The organism is Haloarcula argentinensis DSM 12282 (assembly GCA_000336895.1).
Classification (GTDB): Archaea; Halobacteriota; Halobacteria; order Halobacteriales; family Haloarculaceae; genus Haloarcula; species Haloarcula argentinensis.
Genome location: AOLX01000014.1, coordinates 37,970 through 58,343, shown reverse-complemented (window position 1 = coordinate 58,343; position 20,374 = coordinate 37,970). Strand labels below are relative to the sequence as shown.

The following is a 20,374-nucleotide window of genomic DNA, read 5'->3' as shown; positions in this document are numbered from 1 at the left end:
CTCGACAGTGAGCCAGATCGAATCGCCGCCGCAGTGCGGCGTCCGTGAGTGGGACGCCGGTCCCACGGCGGCGAACCAGTCTATGGTGCCACGGACGGAATCTTCACCGAACAGGTGTCCGCGGCGGCCCGTTCCCCGATAAGGGGTGCATACTCGACCGTAGCATCGAGGCTACGTTCGATGGCCGACCGCCCGCTGTACAGCCAGCGAGCGAACGACGTTGGCGCGGGAACGGGAATTGCGTAGGTCATGGGTCACCACGTCGGTGAAAGCGACGTATATACGACCAGAATCGGTGATATATTAAATCTGTTTCAGACATGATACCAAATAACAAACTGGCAGCGGTCGCTGGCAAGACAGCAATCGATGGCACGGTGTCAGTCGGCCGCTGCTGGCTGCTGTGGCGGAGCCGGCCCATCAGCACTCGCCTCGCCGTGTGAGGCCGTGCCTGCCAGCGTCCGCGTGGAGTTCCCCACGACGAGCAGGCTACTGGCCGTCATCGCCAGGGCTGCAAACAGCGGGTTCAGGACGCCGAACAGTGCGAGCGGGAGCGCCACGGCGTTGTAACAGAACGCCCACGCGAGGTTCTGGCGGACCCGCGTACGGGTTGCGGCCGTCACTGAGAACACGTCAGGGACGGCGCGCAGGTCGTCCGTCGTTACGACCGCATCAGCCGCATCGGCGGCCAGCGACGTGCCCGAGGCCATGGCGATGCCCACGTCGGCGGCGGCCAGCGCCGGCGCGTCGTTGCTCCCGTCGCCGACCATCGCGACGGTCCCGCGGGACTGGAGTCGCTCGACGACTTCGGCTTTGGCCTCCGGCGGGACGCCGGCGAACACCTCGTCGACGCCGTCGTGGCGCTCGAACGGGGTGGCTGCTTCCGGGCGGTCACCGGTGATGACGACGACATCGCGGTCACGAGCGAGCGTCGAAACGACTGCTTCCCAGTGCGAGCGAAGCCTGTCGCCCGCAACGAGGACATCCCGGGCCTCGCCGTTCCAGCCGACGAGTGCCGGGACGCGCCCGTTCTCGGTCGCACGTTCACACCGGCTCCGGAGGTTGGCAGGCACGTCGAACCCGAGGTCGTCGAACAGGGCTTGCGTCCCGACGGCGACATGTTCTCCGTCAACCGTCGCGCTGACGCCCTGCCCCGGATGTTGCTCGAACCCGGAGACATCCGCGTCCGGGACCGGGACGGCGTCCGTCACGGCTCCGGCGACGGGATGCTCCGCGAACTGCTCGACTGCGGCCGCCCGGGCCATCGCTCCCTCGTCGGCCCGCTCCAGCAGTTCCATCTCGCCGGTCGTCAGTGTGCCAGTCTTGTCGAAGGCGACCACGTCCGCGTCGGTGGCCGTCTCGAACACCGCATCGCCGGTGACGACGGTTCCGCCGTCCAACGCTCGACGGATGCCGGCTGCGGTCGCCAGCGGCGTCGCCAGCCCCAGCGCGCAGGGACAGGAGACCACGAGCACCGCCAGTCCAGTCAGCATCGCGTCCGTGGGTGTCGCTCCGGCGACGAGGTGCCCGATGGTGGCGAACACAGCCAGAACGACCACCAGCGGGACGAAGACGGCGGCGATGCGGTCGACCAGCCGCTGGACGCCGCCGCGCGTGCTCTGGACCTCCCACAGCAGGTTCGTTAGCCGGTCGACGGTACTCTCGGCGTCCGGTCCGACACGCACGACGACGCCGCCCTGCGTGACCAGCGACCCCCCGATGACCTCGTCGCCGTCCGCCTTCCGGACTGCCAGCGACTCCCCTGTCACGAGCGACTCGTCGACGGCGGCGGTCCCCTCGACGACGCTCCCGTCAACGGGAATTCGCTCGCCGGAGCGGACGACGACTTCGTCGCCGGCCGACAGCGCCCCCACATCGACTTCCTCGTGACCACCGTCGGTCCGTCGTCGAGCGCTATCGGCCCGCTGTGTGGTGAACTCCGTGAGCCGGTCCAGCGCGCGCCGCCGGACCCGGTCCTGATAGTAGTCGCCGACCGAGACGGCCATGACGATGACCGTCGCCACGTCGAAGTACACCTCTGTATGTCCCAGAATGACGGCGACGACGCTGTAGAGGAAGGCTGTCACAGCAGCCATCGCGACGAGTAAGTCCATGTTCGGCCGACCAGCGCGGAGGCTGACGTAGGCCCCGCGAAGCAGTGGCCACCCGGTGTACCCGACCACGACGCCGGTCATCACGGCCATGTTCCACAGCAGGTAATCCCCCGCCTGCCCCGAGGGGTCGAACAGTAACAGGGACGAATCGACGCCGAGGTAGGCCGGGTAGAGAAAGAGGATGTACCACAGCATCGTCATCATCCCGAAGAAGCCGCCGACGATGAGACGCCCCTCGAGTTCGTACTCGTCGTCGGTTTCCGTGGCCTGCAGGCTGGCATCGTAACCGGTGCCGGCCACTGCCTCTGTGAGGTCCGACTCCGAGAGCGCGTCGGCGTCGTAAGTGAGCTTCATCGTCCCCGTCGGATAGCTGGCGGCCGCGGCGATGACGCCGTCGTGGTCTGTGGCCCGCGCTTCAAGGAAGGTCTCGCAGGTCGCACAGTGCATCCCGTCAACAGAAAGGAAGGCCGTCTCCCCGTCGGCGTCGTCCGGGTCGGGGCCAGTGTCGGCGGCGTCGCGGCTCTCCGTCGCTGGGTCGTCGAGCGTCCGTGCAACTTCCAGACAGCCGCGACAGCAGAACGTCCCCTCGACCGCGTTGTCGGTGACCGGTGCATCGACCGGTAGATCACAGAGCGTACAGTGAGTCATGTCCAGGGCATCGGCAGTGGTGGTTTCGGGATGGCGATACCGAACGCCGCCAGGCCGTTCGACAGCGGGACGAGCGCGAGCGCGATGAAAACGACACCGAGTACCCGGTGCAACGTTGCGCGATGGCTCGGCGACAGCGTGCCGAAGGCGGTCCCGTAGGCGAACACCAGCGGAAACGTCCCGAGGCCGAGCGCGGCCAGTGAAAGGCCACCAGTGAGTGCGGAGCCGGTCGCGAACGCGTACAAGAACGCCGGGTAGAGCAGCGGACAGGGGAGCAAGCCGTGCATCGCGCCCAGCGCGACCATCCCCGGGCCGTCGACCCACCGGTCGACCTTAGCGACGAGCGATGCGGAAAGTCGCTGGAACAGGTTCCCCACTAGCGGTAGCGACCGGGCCACATCGACGGCGCGACCACGAGAGAGATACCCCAGTCCGACGGTGATGATAGCGAGGCCGACGAAAACCCCGACGGTTCCCCGGACGGCGGTCCCGAGACGTGCCAGGCCGGCCACATCGTACAGAACACTGCCAGCAGCGCCAAGTACGGTCCCGACGAGCGCGTAGCTCAGCGTCCGTCCGGCGTTGAACAGCGCGTGTTGGCGTATCTCGTGGCCTGACACCGGTCCGCCGTCGTCGAGTCTATCGGCGTAGGTGGTGACTAACGGCCCGCACATCCCGAGACAGTGGACGCTCCCGACGAGCCCAAGCCCGACGAACGCCGCGACACCGACCGTTTCACCGGAGCTTAGCCCCGCCGTCCCGAACTGCATATCAGATGGGACTCGACTCTGTCGGTTTTGTCATCCAGAACAGACTGCCGGCGATGATGACGACGCTGATCAGCGAGAGCGCGACGATGGTGCGGCCGGTTCCCTGCATGTAGTACGCGACCGGCGCGAGCCCGAGCAGCGCCAGCAACGTCACGAGCCGAGGGCTTGACGCAGACATATCTGGCCGTACGTTGGAGGGATTATAAAAAGAAACGGGTCGTTCCTGCCGGCTGAAAACGCCAACAGGGGTTTTTTTAGGTAATCTGCTATTCTCCCAGATATGGTACGGCACGAAGCTAGAAGCAGTCAGCTGCCAGATTCGCACGATGCGGTGGGGGTGCGACGATGGCGCTGAGTCGGCGACAGTTCGTCGGTGCCGCAGCCGGGACAGCGGCGCTGGCCGCGACTGGCACGGCGACAGCACAGGAGGAACCGGACTACGGTGGCTGGTTCGACGACGTCTCGAACTACGACGGGACCGTCGACAAGCGGGGCCAAGACACCGTGACGATCACCGTCGGCGCGCAGGGCAACAACGGCGCGTTCGCCTTCGATCCGGCCGCGGTGATGGTCAGCCCGGGCACAGAGGTTGTCTGGGAGTGGACCGGTGAAGGCGGCGGTCACAACGTCGTCTCGGACGGCGACGGCCCGCTTGATTCTGGAAGCGCAGTTAGCGAGGCCGGCACGACCTACAGCCACACCTTCGAATCGGAGGGGATGTTCAAGTACGTCTGCATCCCCCACAAAGCCCTTGGGATGAAAGGCGCCGTCGTCGTTCGGCCCGGAAGCGGTAGCTCCGGTGACGGCGGCTCCGGCGGGCAACAGCAGCAAGGCCCACCCGAGAATCCGGATTACGGCGGCTGGTTCGACAACGTCTCGAACTACGACGGAACAACCGTCGACAGGACCGACGCCGACAGCGTCGAGATATCGGTCGGTGCGCAGGGCAACAACGGCGCGTTCGCCTTCGACCCGCCAGCGGTTCGGGTGACACCCGGCACCGAAGTGACGTGGACTTGGACCGGTGAAGGCGGCGGCCACAACGTCGTCTCTGACGGCGACGGGCCGCTTGACTCAGGTGGTGCGGTCAGCGAGTCGGGGACCACCTACAGCCATACCTTCGAAGAGATGGGCGTGTACAAGTACGCCTGCGTCCCCCACGAATCACTCGGAATGAAGGGTGCCGTCGTTGTCGGTGGCCCGCTTGGTGGCAGCGGTGGCGGTAGTGGGGGCGGAAGCGAACAGGAAGGGAGCGGTATCGAACTCTCCGGCCCGCAGTGGCTTCTCTCGGGCTCGGTTCTGCTTGCGTTCTTCTCGCCGCTGTTGTTCGCAGTTGCGATGCGACGCCGTCAGAACGGACGGCCACCACAGATGGGTGAAGGTGGCGAGCTGCAGCGGGCGACCGGCCCGGAGCCGGTCGAAGAGGCCAAAGAGACTGAACCGGCCGTCGAGCTAGGCCACGACGAGTACGACCCGAAGGGAACGGCGGCACTGGTCGCCTTCTACTTCGTGTTGATCGGCCTGCTGTGGGTGTTCATGTACTTCGTCGAGTTCCTCGGCCGCGTCTCGATAATCGGGTGATATCATGCAGGTTCATAGATTCGAAAAGGTTTGGCTCGGTGCAGCGATACTGCTCATCGTCGGGTTCATCGCGACCATCGCCTACGGATCAGTCGGCGTCGGCGTCGGGATGGTCGATGATTCGGGCGGACAAATAAGTGCAGAAGAAGTACAGAACGGCAACACTGATACCCCGTTCGACGACCCCGGTGTGGTCAAGACTGGCGACGATAAGTACACCGTGTACGTCGTTGCCCGGCAGTTCCAGTTCGTTCCTGGTAGTGGAGACAATCCGATCCAGGTACCCGCAGGTGCCAACGTAACGTTCAGGGTGACCAGTGCAGACGTGGTACACGGCTTCTCCGTGGTTGAAACCAACATAAACACGATGGTCATCCCGGGCCAGGTCTCCGAAGTCTCTGCCCGGTTCAACGAGCCCGGCACGTACGGGCTTATCTGTCACGAATACTGCGGGGCGGCCCATCACACGATGGGTGGCTCCGTCGAAGTCGTCCCGCCGGAGGAGTACGATATGCAGCAAGAGAACATCGACCAGTCAGCAGATGATGCACAGGCTCAGGAGGAGGCGGATCAGTAATGGTGTTCGTCGATTCCTATCCGAAAACGTCGAAGCTCGTCCGTAGCGAGTTCCTCGTGGCGTTCGTCGCCCTCGGAATCGGTGCGTTGTTCGGCGTCGTTCAGGCGCTTCACCGCACTGGCGTGTTCCGCGGCTTCGTCAGTTCGGCTGACTACTACACGATTCTGACGGGCCACGGCGTTCTGCTGGCGCTCGTGTTTACTACGTTCTTCATCGCGGGACTGTTCACGTGGGCTGTCGCCAACAGTCTCGAACGGGAGCTGCCACAGCGCATCGCCTGGTCGGCCTTCTGGATAATGCTCACGGGAACAGTGCTTGCGGCCGTGTCCATCATCGGCGGTCTCGTCGGTGCGCCGTCGATTCTGGGTCACGACCTCAAAGCGGATGTGCTGTTTACCTTCTACGCCCCGATGAAAGCGCACCCGGCGTTCTACATCGGCGCCGCGCTCATCATCGTCGGCTCGTGGGTCGCTGGCCTCGCGTACTTCAAGTCCCTGTGGGAGTGGCGCTCTGAGAACCCGGATGAACGCATTCCGCTGCAGACGTTCATGGTCCTGACGACGATGCTGATGTGGTATGTCTCCACCATCGGCGTCGCCGTCGAGGTCGTCGCCTTCCTCATCCCGTGGTCGCTCGGACTCATCCAGAACGTCGACCCGCTGCTGACGCGGACACTGTTCTGGTACTTCGGCCACCCGGTCGTGTACTTCTGGCTCATGCCGGCGTACCTCGTCTGGTACACTATCCTGCCGAAACTGGCTGGCGGCCGACTGTTCAGTGACCCGCTGGCCCGCGTGGTCTTCGTCGCCTTCCTGCTGCTCTCGACCCCGGTCGGCTTCCACCACCAGTACACCGACCCCGGTATTCCATCGGGCTACAAGTTCATCGCAATGACGAACACGATGTTCTTGCTGTTGCCCTCGCTGCTGACCGCGTTCACCGTGGTCGCCTCGGTTGAACATGGCGCTCGCCAGCGGGGTGCAAAGGGCTACCTCTCCTGGCTTCGGAATCTGCCGTGGGGCAAGCCGGCCTTCGCCGGCTGTATGCTCGCCGGCCTGATGTTCGCGGCGGGAGGGTTCTCCGGCATGATCAACGCCGGGATGAACATCAACTACCTCATCCACAACACCATCTGGGTGCCCGGCCACTTCCACCTCACCGTCGGGACTGCGTTCGCGCTGACGGCGATGGCTATCAGCTACTGGCTGGTCCCGCAGATCACCGGGAAGAAACTCCGACAGCGCAGCATCGCTACGCTCCAGCCGTACGTCTGGTTCGTGGGCATGGCAGTGATGTCGAACGCCATGCACCGGGCCGGCCTCGCCGGCATCCCGCGACGGACTGCCGAACCGACGTACGACGAGTTCGCGTTCGAGGGGGTCGCCGGAACGGTCGGCGAAATGCGAATCCAGATCGCCATCGGCGGCTTCCTGCTGTTCGTTGGCGCCGCGATGTTCCTCATCGTCATGGCTGACACCCTGCTCGCTCGCCGCGGCGGGACGCTGTCTGTCAACAGCAACATCCCAGAACCGCTGTCCGGCGCGGACCACAGCCCGCGTATTCTGGACAACTACAAGCTCTGGACGGCAATTGCCCTGCTGCTCATCGTCATCGCCTACGGGCCACCACTCGCCAGCATGGTCGCTGATGGACTGTTCGCGCCCGGTAGCCCGCCGATCCCGGTCTAACACCACTTCACTACTCTCTCATCATGTTCGACGACGTCGACGGTCCGGAGCAGAAAACGCTGCTACGACTCCTCATCATCGTCGGAATCGGCTTGCCGATCCTCATCGAGGTCGTTACCTTCGGGAGTATGATGGGGCATCATTTAACCGGAGACACCGGGGGAGAGGCGGTCCCCGGAACGCCGACTGCAGAGCCGGCCGGTGCCGACGTCGGCGACCCGATTCTGAAATCCGCCAACGTCTCAGCCCGCATCGACGCGGCGTCTGTCGTCACGGCTGACGATGGGTGGCGGTTCACGCTCACAGTGAACGTGACGAACACCGGGTCAGACCCCACAGCAGTTCGTCTCGACAGCGTTACCACCCGCAGCGGAGAGACAGTTGCGGACACCGCAAGCACTGGACAGCTACCAGTGGGAGACACTGACGACGTGACCCAGTCGTGGCTCCTCCCGCCCGGTGAGCGCCCGGACACCGTCGCTGTAACGGTGTTCGTGTACCCGGACGGGGAATCAGTACAGTCGACACAGTACACCGTCGCGCTCGGCGACATCCCCGTTTCGAACCGCTGACCACCTCACCCGTCGACGGGGTCGCCACAGGACGGACAGGTGTCAGCGTCGGGCGGCAGCGACTCGCCGCACTCGCCACAGTACGCCTGGCCGGCGTCGCGGCCGCCCGGCGTGAAGACGGACGTGTCATCCATCCACGCTTCCTCGGTTGCCGAGGTGGTCTCGTTCGTATCGTCCGTCCCGGCTGTCTCAGAGTCCGTGCCTGTCCCAGTGTCGTCACCCGCCGTTTCCGGTTCTGTGGTAGCCCCTGACGGCGGCGCGTTGCCCTGTCCCGATTCGTGAGCAGGCGGTTGCGCAGCCTGAGCCTCGTCGGGCGAAAACACTCGGGTCCCGGTGTGTCCCGGTGACTCCGCGTCGCTGTCGTCATCTTCGGTGTCGGTTCCGGTTCCAGTCTGTTCCCGAGAATCCGGTGCAGCGTCCACGTCTCGTTCGGCGGTCGGACTCTCGTCGTCGTTTTGAGAGCCGCCGACCGGTGGCATGATCGGGAGCCGCTGGCCCGGACGGTACTGCGGGTTCGAAAGCGGCGCACGGATTCTGACCGGGGTCCCAGCGAGCAGTTGGAAGAGGAGATATACGCTCGCCAGCACGCCGGGGATGGCGATGAACAGAGGTGTGGCTTGCGATGGCTGAACGCCCGTCAGTTTGAGGGCTATCTCAACAACGGGACTAATACCGGCCTGAGTCAGCCACGGAGACAGCTCCGACGATACGCCGGATGCAGTGTCCATCTGGACCAACCACCCAGTACTAAGCGAGACTGCGCTCACGAACACCAGCAGCGACAGGAGTGGCGGGACCGAGAGTGTGTAGACGCGGTGTCCGTAGGCGACAGTCCGGACGACGAGATGCACTGTCCCGAGCAGTACGACCACCGTGAGCGGCCATGGCTGCCCGAGTATGATACTGAGCAGTAGGCAGCCGAGGAGTACACTGCCGGGGATAGCGAGTAACAGGCTTGGATGGTCCAGCCGATACGCGTCGGCAAGGTTGCCGTGCCTGTTCCGAAGCCGCCGGTTGATGAGGACGACGGTCGCCAGTGACGGACCGACAAGCCAGAGACCAGCGGCGAGTACAGTTCGTAGCGTGACAGTTCGGCCAGCGAATGTCGCAAGAACAGTCCGTTCGAGCCCCGGGAACTGCGCCAGCAGCAGCCCCATCGCGAGTACCCAGCCACCGTAGACGAGCCATGCCAGACCCACACCCACAAATAGCCAGGTTTCAGCTCGTAGTAGTGCGGCGGACTCGCGGAGTTCCAACCCCAGTCGACCACGCTCCATCAGCCTGATGTTTCCCGACCGACCGCTTAACTGTGGGTGGTCACGCCGCCCGAAGTGTCATCGTGGCGACGCCCGAGAGTTCGAGTTCGTCGCCCGGTTGGATCGGTTCCCGGTCGCCTTTCTGCAGCTGGGTCTCGTTCAGCCGCGTCGGGTTGTCCCCGAGGTCGACCAGATAGTACCCGTCCGGCTGGCGGTCGAACCGGACGTGTTCGCGGTGGATCCGAACCGCTTCGTCTTCCGGTCGGCCGGCATCCAATAGTGCTGCCCGGATCTCCCGGCCGATTCGATCCCCGTCTTCGACGGTGATATCTCGGCCCTCGATCGAGAGGACGAGTTTGTCCGGTACCGCCGCATCGTCGGTGGATTGTGAGGCGAGTGTGTCGACGGCGTCGCCCGCGGTTGCTGACTCACTCTCCGTCTCGTCGGCGGTCGACGGCCCTGCCGAGTCAGCCGTCGACGTGTCGCTCTCGCCGCGATGCGCGTCTAAGTCCTCCCCACAGTTGACACAGAAACTGGCATCGTCGTCGACAGCGGTATCACAGGACGGGCACGTGTCGAGCGAGCGGTCGTCTCCCGGTGTGATGTCCTGTACGTCTGCACCGCAGGCGACACAGAAATTCGCGTCAGCGTCGAGTTCGCGGTCACAGTCCGGACAGGTAATGGTCGCCGGGTCGTCATCTGTCTCCGGGGTTTCGCCTGACTCCTCGGCGTCCGCTTTGGAGTCACCGCTGGACTTGTCCGGGGTGTCGTCGGCCTCGTCGGGTTCTTCCGCAGTGTTCGGCTCGGTTCCGTTTTCGGCCTCGGCGTCGGCTTCAGGTTCGTTTTCCGTCGCCGTCTCCGCCGTCTCATCCTCTGCCTCGGCTGCCCCAGTGTCCGAGGCCGCATCCGCCGAGACATCGTCGGCGCTAGCATCGTCACCAGTGTTGCCATCCGGCGTGTCGGGTTCATCACTGGTTCCCATCGACTGGCCACCCGTCGGGTCTGCCTCGTCCGTGCCTTCCGGTATCAAGTCGGCATCGTCTGGCACCCCATCGTCGGTGTCAAAATCAGCGGCGCTTTCGTCAGTGTGTTGCCACTCACCACAGTCCGGGTTTGTGCACCATCCGCCCGCGACTGTCGGATCAAAGTCCTCGTCGCATATGGGGCATTTTACCGTACGGTCGGATTCAGGCATGGGTTTCGTTAGATCCTACAGAGTCGAGAAATAAAATACTTGTCCCACGAAACTTTCTCTCTACTCGTCTGTCATAATCACTGTGTCACGTTCGGAAATATCGAGGTCAGGATCGATATCTCGAACTGGCATCCCACCGCTTTCTGGTGTTTTTGGGAGCGCACTGTCAGCAAACAGGAGCACGGAGATGTTGTCTTTCCCACCGCGGTCGTTTGCAAGTGACACGAACTCCTGACTCGCTTCGTCAAGGGATGCTGCATCGAGGACAACGTCGCGGATCTCGTCGTCGGTGACGACTTCGTCGTGGATACGCTCGGCCACCGAATCAGCGTGATCCGAATCGACGTACTCCTCGTATAGCTCCGGCGCATCGGTCTGTGCGTCAATGAGTCCGTCGCTGGTCGCCAACACCGTGTCTTCTGCGTACAGCCTGACCGTTCGTGTGTCCACCCCAACAGTCGCCTCATCTGGGTCCTCGTAGCCAGACCCGCCCAGCGCGCGTGTGATTTCGTTCCCGTTGGGGTGGACGTGTGCTTCCACGGGGTCGATTTCGTCGCTGTCGACCCACTCCTGAACGACGGCATGGTCTCTGGTTAGCGGCGAGATCGTCTCACGGGCACTGTTGACGACGTAGGCCCGGCTGTCACCGACCCAGCCGTAATGGAGCTTGCCGTCGGCGTAGATCCCCGCGACGACCGTCGTGTAGGATTGGGTCCCGGTCTCGTTTGCGTACCGAATAATTTCGCGGTGAGCCGCTGTAATCGCCTCTGCCACGGCGGTTTCGAGTTCGCGCTCGCCGGGCGGGTCCGGCAGGACATCACGGGCGACATCGACATCGAAGCCCCCGGGATAGCTCCGGGCCGTCCGGATCGCCACGGGAGCGAGCTGTTCGGCCACGATAGTCGTCGTGATGTACGACGCGATGTCGCCGGCGTCGTGCCCGCCAGCACCGTCAGCGACCACGAACACGCCGGCTGAACGGTTCATCGGTTGTTCGTTGGCATCGGTTTCGGACGCATCTCCGTCGTCAATGTCAGTGCCGTCCGTGTCGGCAGCCGTATACGCCGCCGTCTCAGTACCGGCTGTATCGTCTGTCACCTCCGCTGGTTCGCCGTCGTCTGCTGTATCCGAATTCTGCGGCTGTGTTCTGTCTTGTCCGCGGTAGCCGTCTCGGTGGCCCTCCTCGAACACCGTCAGCGAGACGCTGTCCTCGTTGATGCCCTGTCCTCGCTTCCTGTCGCCGATGTCGTAGTTCGTGCTGTATCTCATGACTCCTCCGGATGGAACTCGAACGTGACCCCGTAGGTCGGATGGACCAGCGACACCAGATCACCGTCGGTGAGTGTCACCGACTCGGGGGGCACGTCGCCGTGTCTGTCGGTCGGGTCCTCGCCTTCGGAGCGCAGACGGTTGCGTCCGGGTTCCGAGAGGACTCGCTGCCAGCCGGCCCCTTTCTGGACGAACGTCCCGTTGAGGCTCCGGTCGTGGAGGGCCCACTCGCCGTCCTCGATGTCGAACTGGACCTGCACTGAGGAGATGTACTCTCCCTGCGGGTCCTCGATTGTTATCGATGCCGGGGGACCGCTCGCGCCCTGTCGCCCGATAGTGTCGCCCGGTTCGACGGTGAACTGTCTGTCCGCCTGGATGTACGTCACCGACGCCGTCGCGGGCGGCGTCGGATCTCGCCGTTCGAGGACCTCCTTGAGGACCGTCGCGTTCCGGTATCGGTCGCGGTAGTGTGACTGTGTGGCCCGTTCGACGATTTCAGCCAGATAATCGTCGCAGTCGGCCCCGAACGCCTGCGGGTTCACCCCGTCTTTCTTCGGGACGCTCCCCTTGAGAAGGAACAGGAGTATCTTTCCGATGGAATAGACGTCCGACCAGGGACCCTGCCGAACGTCGGTTCGGCTGGCCTCGGCGACTTCGCGGGGCTTGAACGGCCCCAGAATCGTCGTCCCGGTGTTCCCGGAGGAGGGATCTTCGGTAGCATCGAACCCCGTCGCCGTGTTGAAGTCGATCAGCGTAGGTGTGATGTCGGGCGTAAGCATCACGTTCTCCGGTTTCAGGTCCCGATAGACGATCTCGTTTTCGTGGAGAAAGCCCATCGCGTCACAGAGATCGATGCCGATCTGGCGGACCTGTTCGCTGTCGTCGATCGGGCCGTGCTGGTCGATGACCTCGTCGAGTTCGATCCCATCGACGATCAGCTGGACGACCAGAAACGGAACGTCACGCTCTGTGACCTGGTCGTAGTAGTCCATCACGTTCTGGTGACCGCCGGCCCGGCGGATTCGTTCTAGGGAGCCGACCTCCTTTTTGAAGTACTCCTCGATGATGTCGGGGTCGTTCTGGGATTCGGTGTAGTTGGGGTATTTGACGGCGACCGACTCGCCGCTCTCGATGTCTGTCGCGCGGAACGCCTTTGCGAACCCTCCTTTGCCAAGGAACTCCTCGAGTTTGTACTGGCCGGCGATGACATCACCGCTCTCAGGTTCCCAGGTCATGAATCACCCGTTTCTCCGGCCAGTAGCGGCCCTGCTGACACCACAGATCGGGACGATCACTTCTGGATACCCTCGTCGGTGACGATTTTCGTCGCCTTGTTCTGCTCCTTGCGTCCGCCTTCCATCACGATGCGCGTCTCCCGTTCGGCTGTCTGGACGGCCTCGGTCTCCTCGCCGTGGATGCGCGTCATCCGCTCCAGTTGCGTCTGGGCTTCGGCGACGTTGCCCTTGCCGAGTTCCGTCTTGATAACGGTCTGTCGGTGGTCCACGTCGACCTGTTCGTTGTGTTCGGCCAGTTTCGCCTCGTCGTCGGTGTAGTCGACGGTGATCGACTCCTGGGTCGTTTCGCCGCCGGCGTGTAGCGTGACATCCGCCAATGACACGGCGTCTTGCGGGTCATTGCCCGGGGCGTGGATCTTCAGCACCACTCGCTGAGTCTCCCGCTCAAGCAGGTCGGGCAGCGGCACGACGGCCGTGTTGTTCTCCCAGTCGGGGTTCACGGACTGGGTCTGTGGAAGCGAGCGGTACACCTCGCTCACCTCGACACCGTCAGCCATGTCAAGTTCGAGACGGGCGTCAGGAGCGACAACGGTCCCGGCCTCCTCGACTGCGTCACCGAAGAACGACTCGATATCACCGGCGGCGTCCAGATGTGTCCATTCGCCGCGGGCAACGGTCCCGAGCGTCCGAATCGTCTCCTCGCGGTAGTCGCTCCCGATGCCGGCCGCCTTGATTCTGATACCCTCAGTGTCGATTTCGCGTGCTAACGTCCCGAACGCTTCCGGATCGTGGGAGTTGTCCTTCCCGTCGGAGAGAAGCAAGACTCGCCGGGCCGTGTTATCGTCGGTCGGTAGATCCTGCAGAGACGCCTTCGCTTCCAGCAGGCCGCTGTACATATCAGTGCCCCCGCCTGCAGAGATGTCAGCGACCGCGTCCACTGCCGTTTCGCGCGAAATCGTTCCCCACCGCGTCGGCGAAAGCACCGTCGTGACCTCGTTGTCGAAGGCGATGATCGAGATGTAATCCTCCTCGTCGAGAAGCCCGAACACCCACTCAGCGCCGGCGCGTGCCTGCTCAATGTCGTCGCCGGCCATCGATCCACTGGCGTCGATACAGATGGCAATCTGTCGCGTGGGTGGTTCCTCCAACCGTCCGGGCTCGACTTCGATTTCAGCGGTCAGTTTCGCCCCGCCCGTCGGCACGTAGGGTCGGTTGACCTCGCTCACGACAGTAGCGGTCATACTGGTAGATGGGTCGTACGGAGTAATTATATGTTTCCCTCAAATCGAGGGAAAAAAGTTCTAACCACGGGCCGGCCCAGGATCCTGTCGCTACTATCTGTCCCCACAGTAGTAGGTGCTATCTACGGACCCTGTCGCACTGTTTCGACTCGGCTCCCGACCCAGAGAAGGGTTCCGAGCAGTGCCACGACAGTGAGGGGAAGGAGCCACTGGAACAGCGAGAGAAGCCCAGCGCTTGCCTGCACGCCGACAACGAGCAGGATAGTCGGCCCACAGCAGGCGAACCCGGAGAGCAGTCCCGGTAGTCCCGACACGGCCCCTACACCCGGGCCAAGACGGCAGGCCGCTGGGCCGCGCCACGCGACGACGGAGACAGCGAGGTTAACTCCGACCAGCGCTGCCAGAATGGCCCCGAGAAGCATATTCAGCGGCGCGACGAGCAGTTCGACCGGGCCGACGACCACTAATGCAACTGGTTCCCACTGGAACGGACCGACCTGTCGGAACGCACGGGTGAGCGGGTTACTGACGACAGAAACCTCGTAGCCGGATGGGCCGAAGCCGAGGTGTCTGAGCCCAGCGACATACAGGAGGAAGTACGCCAGTCCGAACACACCCAGAACCACCCGTCCGTCACGGCGGCTGAGCGCTCCGCTGACCGCAACCCCGGTGTTCCGAAACAAGCGTTGGATGCTGGCAGCCGCACCTGTCTTGTCGGTCGAGCCGTCAGTTGACATACCCGCTCCCCGGATAGAAGCCGGCCCAGGCGAACCACATCGCGTCGAAGGACAGCGTGCGGTCCAGCGGGAGCGAGTCGGCATCATATGCCGTCCCGTCGATCATGTAGCCGTCGTCCGACGCTGCAACTGACATCGATTCTGGGTTCGCGTACACGTACCCGCTTGCGAGGTCAGTATCAGCGATAGCGACGTACGGCGTGTCGTCGATACGGCCGGTCAACACACCCTGACTCAGCAGTGTTTCCTTATCGAATGCGAGCGCCCCTGTTTCCGTCCGCGTTCCGATGACTACGGCTTTTGGGTGAGCACGACTGTCGCTCTGCAAGGGCTCAAACAGCGTTCGCGTACTCGAATAGTAGCCGCGTTTCTCGTTGTACTGGCCGTACGGGTCAACGCCATAGCGCCGCGAGAACCCCGTGTCTTCGGTGAGGATGCGCGTCTCCGGATAGACGCCGGACCAGTGGCTCCACGTTGTCCAGATGACCCGGAACTCACGCAGCGACTCGCCAGTTAGTGGGCCTTTAATTCCCGTCGCGAGCATCTGTGGCCACCAGCTATCGGTGCCCCGGTCGTACATCGTCAGATTCGAGTTTACCAGCCGCCCGGAGACGCCAAACTCCACCGGGCCACGCTCGAACCCCTGGGCGGTGCCCGTCAGCGGACAGTACGTCACAGCGACGGCGTCGCCGGCGATGGTGTCGTTCACGATCTCGTGATGGACGAGTATGTACTGGGGATAGGCTTTCACCTCCCCGTCCCGGACTACGCCGAACACCGGGTCGTCCGGAGCTAATCCGTCCGGGGGCGTATCCGCAAACGTTGGGTCGTCGATGGCCGGAATCCCATCTTTTGGAACGCCGCCGCTGACGATATTCTCTTCGAGTGTCCCAGTCCCGTAATCCAGATGCAGGCGGCTAGCAGCTGTGGGCGGTTCTGGTCTGTCGTTCTGGTCGGTTGCCGTCGACGCCGCGCTGGTTCCAGTACTGGAGTCGGGTTCCGAGCCAGCTCCAGCAGTAGCACCGTCATCCCCAACACAGCCTGCGCCGCCGAGCGTCACACCGGCCCCAACTGTAGCGAGAAACCGTCGGCGGGAAATCCTCATGCTATGTGTGAGTTTCCCAACCACTAAACCTCGCGGTGAGGTGCCGGTAACTCCCTGTTCGGCCGCTCAGCGAGGGGTTTCGGTGAACGGGACAGCGGTCGGACCGCCTAATCGGCGAGGGTAGCGACCAGCGACGAGACGTACGCCAGTTCGTCCTCGTTGACGCCGTGGCCCATCCCCTCGTAGATGCGCTCCTCGACATCCCCGTTCAGCTGCTCGAAGACCGAGGCTGTGACGTGCATGCGTTCTTCGGGGATGTGTGGGTCAACATTGCTACAGCCCAGAAACACCGGTGTCTCCTCGATGTCGCCCTCGTACTCACTTTCATCGATGGTCTCGCCGATGAGACCGCCACTGAGGGCGACGAGGCCACCGTACCGCTGTGGGTTGCGAGCAACGAATTCGCTTGCGAGACAGGCCCCCTGCGAGAAACCCAGCACGAGCACGTGATCAGTCGGTATCCCGGCTTCCTCAGCCTCTGTGACAGCATCCTCGATAGCCTGCAGTCCCGATGTCCGCCCGGGCTCGTTCTGCTCGACTGGCGAGAGGAACGAGTTGGGATACCAGGTGTTCCGCGCGGCCTGCGGCGCAAGGAGGGCCAGTCCGTCCTGCTGGAACTCCGCCCCCATCTGGACGATGCTTCGAGCCGTCGCACCCCGGCCGTGAACCAGCACTGCCGCTGCGCTCGCCTCCGACAGCGCAGTTCCCGCGGTCACGAGCTGCTGGCCCTGATGGGGGCCGCTCATCGCTCTCCTTCCGGTCGTTGGCTTCGTCCTGTCACGCCCGTGCAGTCGGTTTCTCCTACAGTTCGCCCGGCCACCGTAGTCAGCCACCGTGTCGTGTGCATACTCCAGATAAGGTGCGAAGACACTTGAGTTGGCACTTCGGTCAATCGGTCGAAATATCCCGTATTCAGGTTCGCAGGCGGAGTTCGATGTCGTCGCCGTCGTGCACTGTGAGACCGGCATCGGTTTCCGCGACAGCATAGTCGGACTGACGGAGGCGCTTCTCTGCCGACTCAAGAGTCGCTTCGTCGGGGAGTCGAATCTCAAACCACGCCAGTCCCTGCCCGGTTTGGGGCCCGGACCGCCGCTGCCAGACGTTGGCACCGATGTGGTGGTGGTAGTCACCGGCCGCCAGGAACACCGCGCCGTCGTACGTGGCCCTGACGCGCAGTCCGAGTGCGTTGGCGTAGAACGACCGGGCTGTCTCCACTGACGAGACTTCTAGGTGTACGTGTCCGATGTCGGAGTCGGCGGGCATCGACTGTTCGCCGGTCGCAGCAGCCGCGACTGACTGCGTGTCGAGGGGTTCAGTTACCATTTTGACGTGCCCCGACGGTGTCTCACTCCACGATGCCCGCGGAAAGTCCCGATAGATCTCGACGCCGTTCCCGGCCGGGTCCGACAGATACAGCGCCTCGCTGACACCGTGGTCCGATGCGCCGTCGAGTGTCCACTCCGAGTCGATACGCCGGAGTGCGTCACCCAGCGCCGCTCGTGATGGAACGCGAAACGCAATGTGATACAGCCCGGTCGATGAAGCCTCTCTCGCTGGTGCGTCTGGACGATGATTCAGAACTAACAGTTCCTGTCCACCCGCACCGAGTATCGTCCGATCGTCGTCTGCGTCCAAGACATGGAGACCGACAACATCACGGTAGAAATCGACAGTCGATGATAGATCAGCAACAGTCAGGGCCACCCGACCGATCTCGGTTTCCGGGGGAAGAGTCGCTTTGTCCATACTGATAGGAGACGTAGACAGCCCATAATTCTGGGTGCCAGCAGTAGATACCCGCAATACGTTTGAGGTGACAGTGTTCGCCATAGCGCGCTCCGCCGGTGAGTACGCTTGCTTTGCTAGCATACAGCACTGTCTTTTGAGAAATGGTAAAATTTAGTGTAAAATCTCCAGAATATACTCCACGACAAGAATTATGCATAAACTATTACGTATTATTAGCAGAGACGTGTGTTAACCTTCATCAGAGTAGTACTATAACCTTCGAGTTGTTACCTTGGGTTGACTATGAAAAAGCAGGAGCTCATCCACCTTCACGGCCTGCTTGCACAGGTACAGAACCACTACGAAGCCGAATCCGGGACAGAAGTGGACCACGACGAATACGAGGAACTGGGCGTCAAGCCGACATCGATTCACAAGTCGAAAACAGACCACAAGGCCGCTGTCTTTGCGATTGCTGACGGTATTGCCTCCGAAATGGCTGACGAAACCAAAGAGCCTGTTTCTGCCGCCGCGGACTAACGGTTCTCCGTAGTTTCTACGCAGTTCTCCCGACCAGCACTGCGATTAGTGACCGTATAACCGCTGTCAGACGTATGTCAGAGCTGCAATACGTCGAGAGTGCAGCACAGAGATTTCCCTGCCACTCGGTGGCCGTGCTTACTCGTCGATTAATTCCTCGAACTCGGGTAACACGTCGTCCGATTCGTCCTCTGACTGGTCCGGTGGCAGGTCGTCGGCCTCGGTTGCCGACTCTGCGGACGAGGACTCGTCTTCTGCCGTCTCGTCTGACTCCTCCGGAATCTCTTCGATTTCGAGCACGTCGAGCGGGATGTTCTCGAGCCGTTGCCCGATCTCCTTGCGGGCGATCCGGGCGGCGTGTTCGTCCCGTTCGACGTTGAAGACGGTCATCTCCAGTTCGAGTGCGACGAGGCTTTCGTCGGCTGCGAGAAACGCAGGTTCCAGTGTCTCACCGCAGTGCGGACAGTGCCGGTCTCCCATGTTGATTTCGACGTAGTTGAGGTCGGGATTCAGCATCTCGCCCGTCTTCGAGATGGCGATGCGAACTGCCTCATCCGCAGATGCCACGTCGTACACTGGGACTGCGGCCTCGACAACAACTCGGCAATTCATGGTAGTATGTTTGTTTCCCAATATAATGAAGGTTAGCCCTGAAACAGTACTTCTCGTACTTCCCGTATATCGGGGTGCAGAGAGACGGAGAACCCGACCGAGTGGTAGACCGCAAAACATCACGACGACGAAACACAGTGATAGGTGAGACAGCTGCGGCTGCTAGGTTGCTAGTTGGTATCAGACCAGCGCAAGCGGAACTCGTAACGCCATTACCTCCGAGCCCGTATACTCGAACAATGGAACAGGGTGTCATTGATGTGGAGTCGCTGGCCGGCGGTATCGATTTGCAGGCAACTGTCGAGAGCGGGCAGTCATACCTGTGGAACCGGGACGACGGCGAAATGTACCAGCGCGAGGGGGCAACCGGCGGCGACGCGTGGTACTGGACGACAGTTCGCCGCGACGGGTCACCAGCGGTCGTCCGTGTCCGGCAGCGAGATGGGCTACTCGAATGGGAATCGACAGTCGACGCCGAGGCGATACTCAGACGGCTCCTTCGACTTGACGACGACCTCGCCGCGATTCGGGCGACGGCACCGGACGACGACGTGGTCCAGTCGGCCTACGATACGTTCTGGGGGATGCGACTGGTTCAGGACCCACCGTTTGGCTCTCTCATCTCGTTCATCTGCTCGGCCCAGATGCGCGTAGCTCGGATTCACAGTATGCAACAGGCGCTCCGTGACGCGTTCGGCGAAACGGTCGAGTTCGACGAGCGGACGTACAACGCCTATCCGACGCCGTCCGCGCTGGCAGAGACAACAGAAGAACGGCTCCGGGACCTCGGACTGGGCTATCGCGCACCGTACGTCCAGCGCACTGCGGAGATGGTCGCAAACGGCGAGGCTGACCCAGAGGAAGCCGTCGGCCTCGACTACGAGGACGCCAGAGAATCGCTCACCCGCTTTGTCGGCGTCGGCGACAAGGTCGCGGACTGCGTGTTGCTGTTCTCGCTTGACTACCTCGAAGCGGTCCCGCTAGACACCTGGATTCGAACGACTATCGAGGAGTATTATCCGGAATGTGAGCGGGGGAACTACGCCGACACATCGCGGGCCATCCGGGGCGCACTGGGTGGTGAGTACGCCGGCTACACGCAGACGTATCTGTTCCACTACCTCAGAACGGGCAGCAACGAGGACTGACACGTGTGGCGGAAGGCGACAATATAACGGAGTCCGCCGGCAAACCCTCGGCTATGGCTCGCACGCGAGCACATGTGTTCGTCTCCGGTCGCGTTCAGGGTGTCTATTACAGAGCGACTACGCGGGAACGCGCACAGGACCAGGGTGTCAACGGGTGGGTCCGCAATCTCGACGACGGGCGCGTCGAGGCGGTGTTCGAAGGCCCCGAAGCCGACGTGGAAGCGATGATCGAGTTCTGCCACGAGGGGAGCGAACGTGCGAACGTGACCGATGTCGAAGTCGAGTACGAGGACCCGGAGGGCGTCGACGGGTTCGAGGTCCGCTGGTAGGCCGCCGTCCCGTAGAGTTACTTCACTGG

The 20,374-nt window shown here is 62.8% G+C and carries 21 protein-coding genes; 7 read left to right on the top strand and 14 right to left on the bottom strand.

The window, feature by feature from the left end; all coding sequences use genetic code 11:
- Nucleotides 1–80 precede the first annotated feature (80 nt).
- The 4 genes from C443_RS21590 to C443_RS21425 all read right to left on the bottom strand — a co-directional run bounded on the left by C443_RS21590 (nt 81) and on the right by C443_RS21425 (nt 3,710).
- Nucleotides 81–251 carry a hypothetical protein gene (locus tag C443_RS21590; RefSeq protein ID WP_005534086.1) on the bottom strand — a complete coding sequence of 57 codons (171 nt, stop codon included), beginning with the start codon at nt 249–251 and terminating at the stop codon, nt 81–83.
- Between the two features lie 129 nt (nt 252–380).
- Nucleotides 381–2,762, bottom strand: a complete 2,382-nt coding sequence (locus C443_RS03955; RefSeq protein WP_005534084.1) for a heavy metal translocating P-type ATPase — start codon at nt 2,760–2,762, stop codon at nt 381–383.
- Complete coding sequence (locus C443_RS03950; protein ID WP_005534082.1) at nt 2,759–3,532, bottom strand: sulfite exporter TauE/SafE family protein; 774 nt, start codon at nt 3,530–3,532, stop codon at nt 2,759–2,761. The genes C443_RS03955 and C443_RS03950 overlap by 4 nt, the downstream gene beginning before the upstream one ends.
- Before the next feature lies 1 nt (nt 3,533).
- Entirely contained in the window at nt 3,534–3,710 is a 177-nt protein-coding gene (locus tag C443_RS21425; protein WP_005534081.1) for a hypothetical protein, read from the bottom strand.
- Between the two features lie 167 nt (nt 3,711–3,877).
- Here C443_RS21425 and C443_RS03945 point away from each other — a divergent pair, with 167 nt between their 5' ends.
- From C443_RS03945 to C443_RS03930, 4 genes are read left to right on the top strand one after another with little or no spacing between them, the layout of a single operon-like run.
- On the top strand, nt 3,878–5,113 hold the full coding sequence (locus C443_RS03945) for a halocyanin domain-containing protein (protein WP_005534079.1): 1,236 nt from the start codon (nt 3,878–3,880) through the stop codon (nt 5,111–5,113).
- Between the two features lie 4 nt (nt 5,114–5,117).
- The gene (locus C443_RS03940) at nt 5,118–5,690 is read left to right on the top strand and encodes a cytochrome c oxidase subunit II (protein ID WP_005534077.1); all 573 of its coding nucleotides are present in this window, start codon (nt 5,118–5,120) and stop codon (nt 5,688–5,690) included.
- Nucleotides 5,690–7,378 carry a b(o/a)3-type cytochrome-c oxidase subunit 1 gene (locus C443_RS03935; RefSeq protein ID WP_005534075.1) on the top strand — a complete coding sequence of 563 codons (1,689 nt, stop codon included), beginning with the start codon at nt 5,690–5,692 and terminating at the stop codon, nt 7,376–7,378. Before C443_RS03940 ends, C443_RS03935 begins: the two co-directional genes overlap by 1 nt.
- A 23-nt stretch (nt 7,379–7,401) precedes the next feature.
- The gene (locus C443_RS03930; RefSeq protein WP_005534073.1) at nt 7,402–7,950 is read left to right on the top strand and encodes a hypothetical protein; all 549 of its coding nucleotides are present in this window, start codon (nt 7,402–7,404) and stop codon (nt 7,948–7,950) included.
- 5 nt (nt 7,951–7,955) lie between these two features.
- Here C443_RS03930 and C443_RS03925 read toward each other — a convergent pair whose 3' ends face one another.
- The 9 genes from C443_RS03925 to C443_RS03885 form a co-directional block, all read right to left on the bottom strand.
- Entirely contained in the window at nt 7,956–9,227 is a 1,272-nt protein-coding gene (locus C443_RS03925; protein ID WP_005534071.1) for a zinc ribbon domain-containing protein, read from the bottom strand.
- A gap of 40 nt (nt 9,228–9,267) precedes the next feature.
- Nucleotides 9,268–10,401 (bottom strand): double zinc ribbon domain-containing protein, encoded by a 1,134-nt coding sequence (locus C443_RS03920; protein WP_005534070.1) that lies wholly within the window; start codon nt 10,399–10,401, stop codon nt 9,268–9,270.
- Nucleotides 10,402–10,461: 60 nt separating this feature from the next.
- Complete coding sequence (locus tag C443_RS03915; RefSeq protein WP_005534068.1) at nt 10,462–11,670, bottom strand: PP2C family protein-serine/threonine phosphatase; 1,209 nt, start codon at nt 11,668–11,670, stop codon at nt 10,462–10,464.
- Nucleotides 11,667–12,905, bottom strand: coding sequence for a serine/threonine protein kinase (locus C443_RS03910; RefSeq protein ID WP_005534066.1), 1,239 nt, complete (start codon nt 12,903–12,905; stop codon nt 11,667–11,669). The genes C443_RS03915 and C443_RS03910 overlap by 4 nt, the downstream gene beginning before the upstream one ends.
- A gap of 56 nt (nt 12,906–12,961) precedes the next feature.
- The gene (locus C443_RS03905) at nt 12,962–14,146 is read right to left on the bottom strand and encodes a vWA domain-containing protein (protein WP_005534064.1); all 1,185 of its coding nucleotides are present in this window, start codon (nt 14,144–14,146) and stop codon (nt 12,962–12,964) included.
- 122 nt (nt 14,147–14,268) lie between these two features.
- On the bottom strand, nt 14,269–14,883 hold the full coding sequence (locus C443_RS03900) for a hypothetical protein (protein WP_005534062.1): 615 nt from the start codon (nt 14,881–14,883) through the stop codon (nt 14,269–14,271).
- Complete coding sequence (locus tag C443_RS03895; RefSeq protein WP_049943890.1) at nt 14,873–15,988, bottom strand: DUF3179 domain-containing protein; 1,116 nt, start codon at nt 15,986–15,988, stop codon at nt 14,873–14,875. Before C443_RS03895 ends, C443_RS03900 begins: the two co-directional genes overlap by 11 nt.
- Nucleotides 15,989–16,095: 107 nt before the next feature.
- Nucleotides 16,096–16,734: an alpha/beta hydrolase gene (locus C443_RS03890; RefSeq protein WP_005534058.1), complete on the bottom strand. Its 639-nt coding sequence runs from the start codon at nt 16,732–16,734 to the stop codon at nt 16,096–16,098.
- Nucleotides 16,735–16,900: 166 nt separating this feature from the next.
- Nucleotides 16,901–17,734: a VOC family protein gene (locus C443_RS03885; RefSeq protein ID WP_005534056.1), complete on the bottom strand. Its 834-nt coding sequence runs from the start codon at nt 17,732–17,734 to the stop codon at nt 16,901–16,903.
- 285 nt (nt 17,735–18,019) lie between these two features.
- Between C443_RS03885 and C443_RS03880 the strand changes: the two genes are divergently transcribed.
- Nucleotides 18,020–18,256, top strand: a complete 237-nt coding sequence (locus C443_RS03880; RefSeq protein ID WP_004592453.1) for a UPF0058 family protein — start codon at nt 18,020–18,022, stop codon at nt 18,254–18,256.
- Between the two features lie 138 nt (nt 18,257–18,394).
- Here C443_RS03880 and C443_RS03875 read toward each other — a convergent pair whose 3' ends face one another.
- On the bottom strand, nt 18,395–18,868 hold the full coding sequence (locus C443_RS03875) for a DUF555 domain-containing protein (protein ID WP_005534052.1): 474 nt from the start codon (nt 18,866–18,868) through the stop codon (nt 18,395–18,397).
- 239 nt (nt 18,869–19,107) lie between these two features.
- Between C443_RS03875 and C443_RS03870 the strand changes: the two genes are divergently transcribed.
- Together C443_RS03870 and C443_RS03865 are read left to right on the top strand one after the other, a co-directional pair.
- Nucleotides 19,108–20,016: a DNA-3-methyladenine glycosylase family protein gene (locus C443_RS03870; protein ID WP_005534050.1), complete on the top strand. Its 909-nt coding sequence runs from the start codon at nt 19,108–19,110 to the stop codon at nt 20,014–20,016.
- A gap of 5 nt (nt 20,017–20,021) precedes the next feature.
- A complete protein-coding gene (locus C443_RS03865) occupies nt 20,022–20,345 on the top strand; it encodes an acylphosphatase (RefSeq protein WP_005534048.1) in 324 nt (107 codons plus the stop codon).
- Nucleotides 20,346–20,374: the final 29 nt, after the last annotated feature.

What these genes read in the sequence shown, in the direction of transcription:
- C443_RS21590 (WP_005534086.1), bottom strand. Translation starts at nt 251, where the DNA reads ATGACCTACGCAATTCCCGTTCCCGCGCCAACGTCGTTCGCTCGCTGG.
- C443_RS21425 (WP_005534081.1), bottom strand. Translation starts at nt 3,710, where the DNA reads ATGTCTGCGTCAAGCCCTCGGCTCGTGACGTTGCTGGCGCTGCTCGGG.
- C443_RS03875 (WP_005534052.1), bottom strand. Translation starts at nt 18,868, where the DNA reads ATGAATTGCCGAGTTGTTGTCGAGGCCGCAGTCCCAGTGTACGACGTG.
- C443_RS03900 (WP_005534062.1), bottom strand. Translation starts at nt 14,883, where the DNA reads ATGTCAACTGACGGCTCGACCGACAAGACAGGTGCGGCTGCCAGCATC.
- C443_RS03870 (WP_005534050.1), top strand. Translation starts at nt 19,108, where the DNA reads ATGGAACAGGGTGTCATTGATGTGGAGTCGCTGGCCGGCGGTATCGAT.
- C443_RS03925 (WP_005534071.1), bottom strand. Translation starts at nt 9,227, where the DNA reads ATGGAGCGTGGTCGACTGGGGTTGGAACTCCGCGAGTCCGCCGCACTA.
- C443_RS03955 (WP_005534084.1), bottom strand. Translation starts at nt 2,762, where the DNA reads ATGACTCACTGTACGCTCTGTGATCTACCGGTCGATGCACCGGTCACC.
- C443_RS03905 (WP_005534064.1), bottom strand. Translation starts at nt 14,146, where the DNA reads ATGACCGCTACTGTCGTGAGCGAGGTCAACCGACCCTACGTGCCGACG.
- C443_RS03895 (WP_049943890.1), bottom strand. Translation starts at nt 15,988, where the DNA reads ATGAGGATTTCCCGCCGACGGTTTCTCGCTACAGTTGGGGCCGGTGTG.
- C443_RS03945 (WP_005534079.1), top strand. Translation starts at nt 3,878, where the DNA reads ATGGCGCTGAGTCGGCGACAGTTCGTCGGTGCCGCAGCCGGGACAGCG.
- C443_RS03880 (WP_004592453.1), top strand. Translation starts at nt 18,020, where the DNA reads ATGAAAAAGCAGGAGCTCATCCACCTTCACGGCCTGCTTGCACAGGTA.
- C443_RS03890 (WP_005534058.1), bottom strand. Translation starts at nt 16,734, where the DNA reads ATGAGCGGCCCCCATCAGGGCCAGCAGCTCGTGACCGCGGGAACTGCG.
- C443_RS03910 (WP_005534066.1), bottom strand. Translation starts at nt 12,905, where the DNA reads ATGACCTGGGAACCTGAGAGCGGTGATGTCATCGCCGGCCAGTACAAA.
- C443_RS03940 (WP_005534077.1), top strand. Translation starts at nt 5,118, where the DNA reads ATGCAGGTTCATAGATTCGAAAAGGTTTGGCTCGGTGCAGCGATACTG.
- C443_RS03950 (WP_005534082.1), bottom strand. Translation starts at nt 3,532, where the DNA reads ATGCAGTTCGGGACGGCGGGGCTAAGCTCCGGTGAAACGGTCGGTGTC.
- C443_RS03920 (WP_005534070.1), bottom strand. Translation starts at nt 10,401, where the DNA reads ATGCCTGAATCCGACCGTACGGTAAAATGCCCCATATGCGACGAGGAC.
- C443_RS03930 (WP_005534073.1), top strand. Translation starts at nt 7,402, where the DNA reads ATGTTCGACGACGTCGACGGTCCGGAGCAGAAAACGCTGCTACGACTC.
- C443_RS03935 (WP_005534075.1), top strand. Translation starts at nt 5,690, where the DNA reads ATGGTGTTCGTCGATTCCTATCCGAAAACGTCGAAGCTCGTCCGTAGC.
- C443_RS03915 (WP_005534068.1), bottom strand. Translation starts at nt 11,670, where the DNA reads ATGAGATACAGCACGAACTACGACATCGGCGACAGGAAGCGAGGACAG.
- C443_RS03885 (WP_005534056.1), bottom strand. Translation starts at nt 17,734, where the DNA reads ATGGACAAAGCGACTCTTCCCCCGGAAACCGAGATCGGTCGGGTGGCC.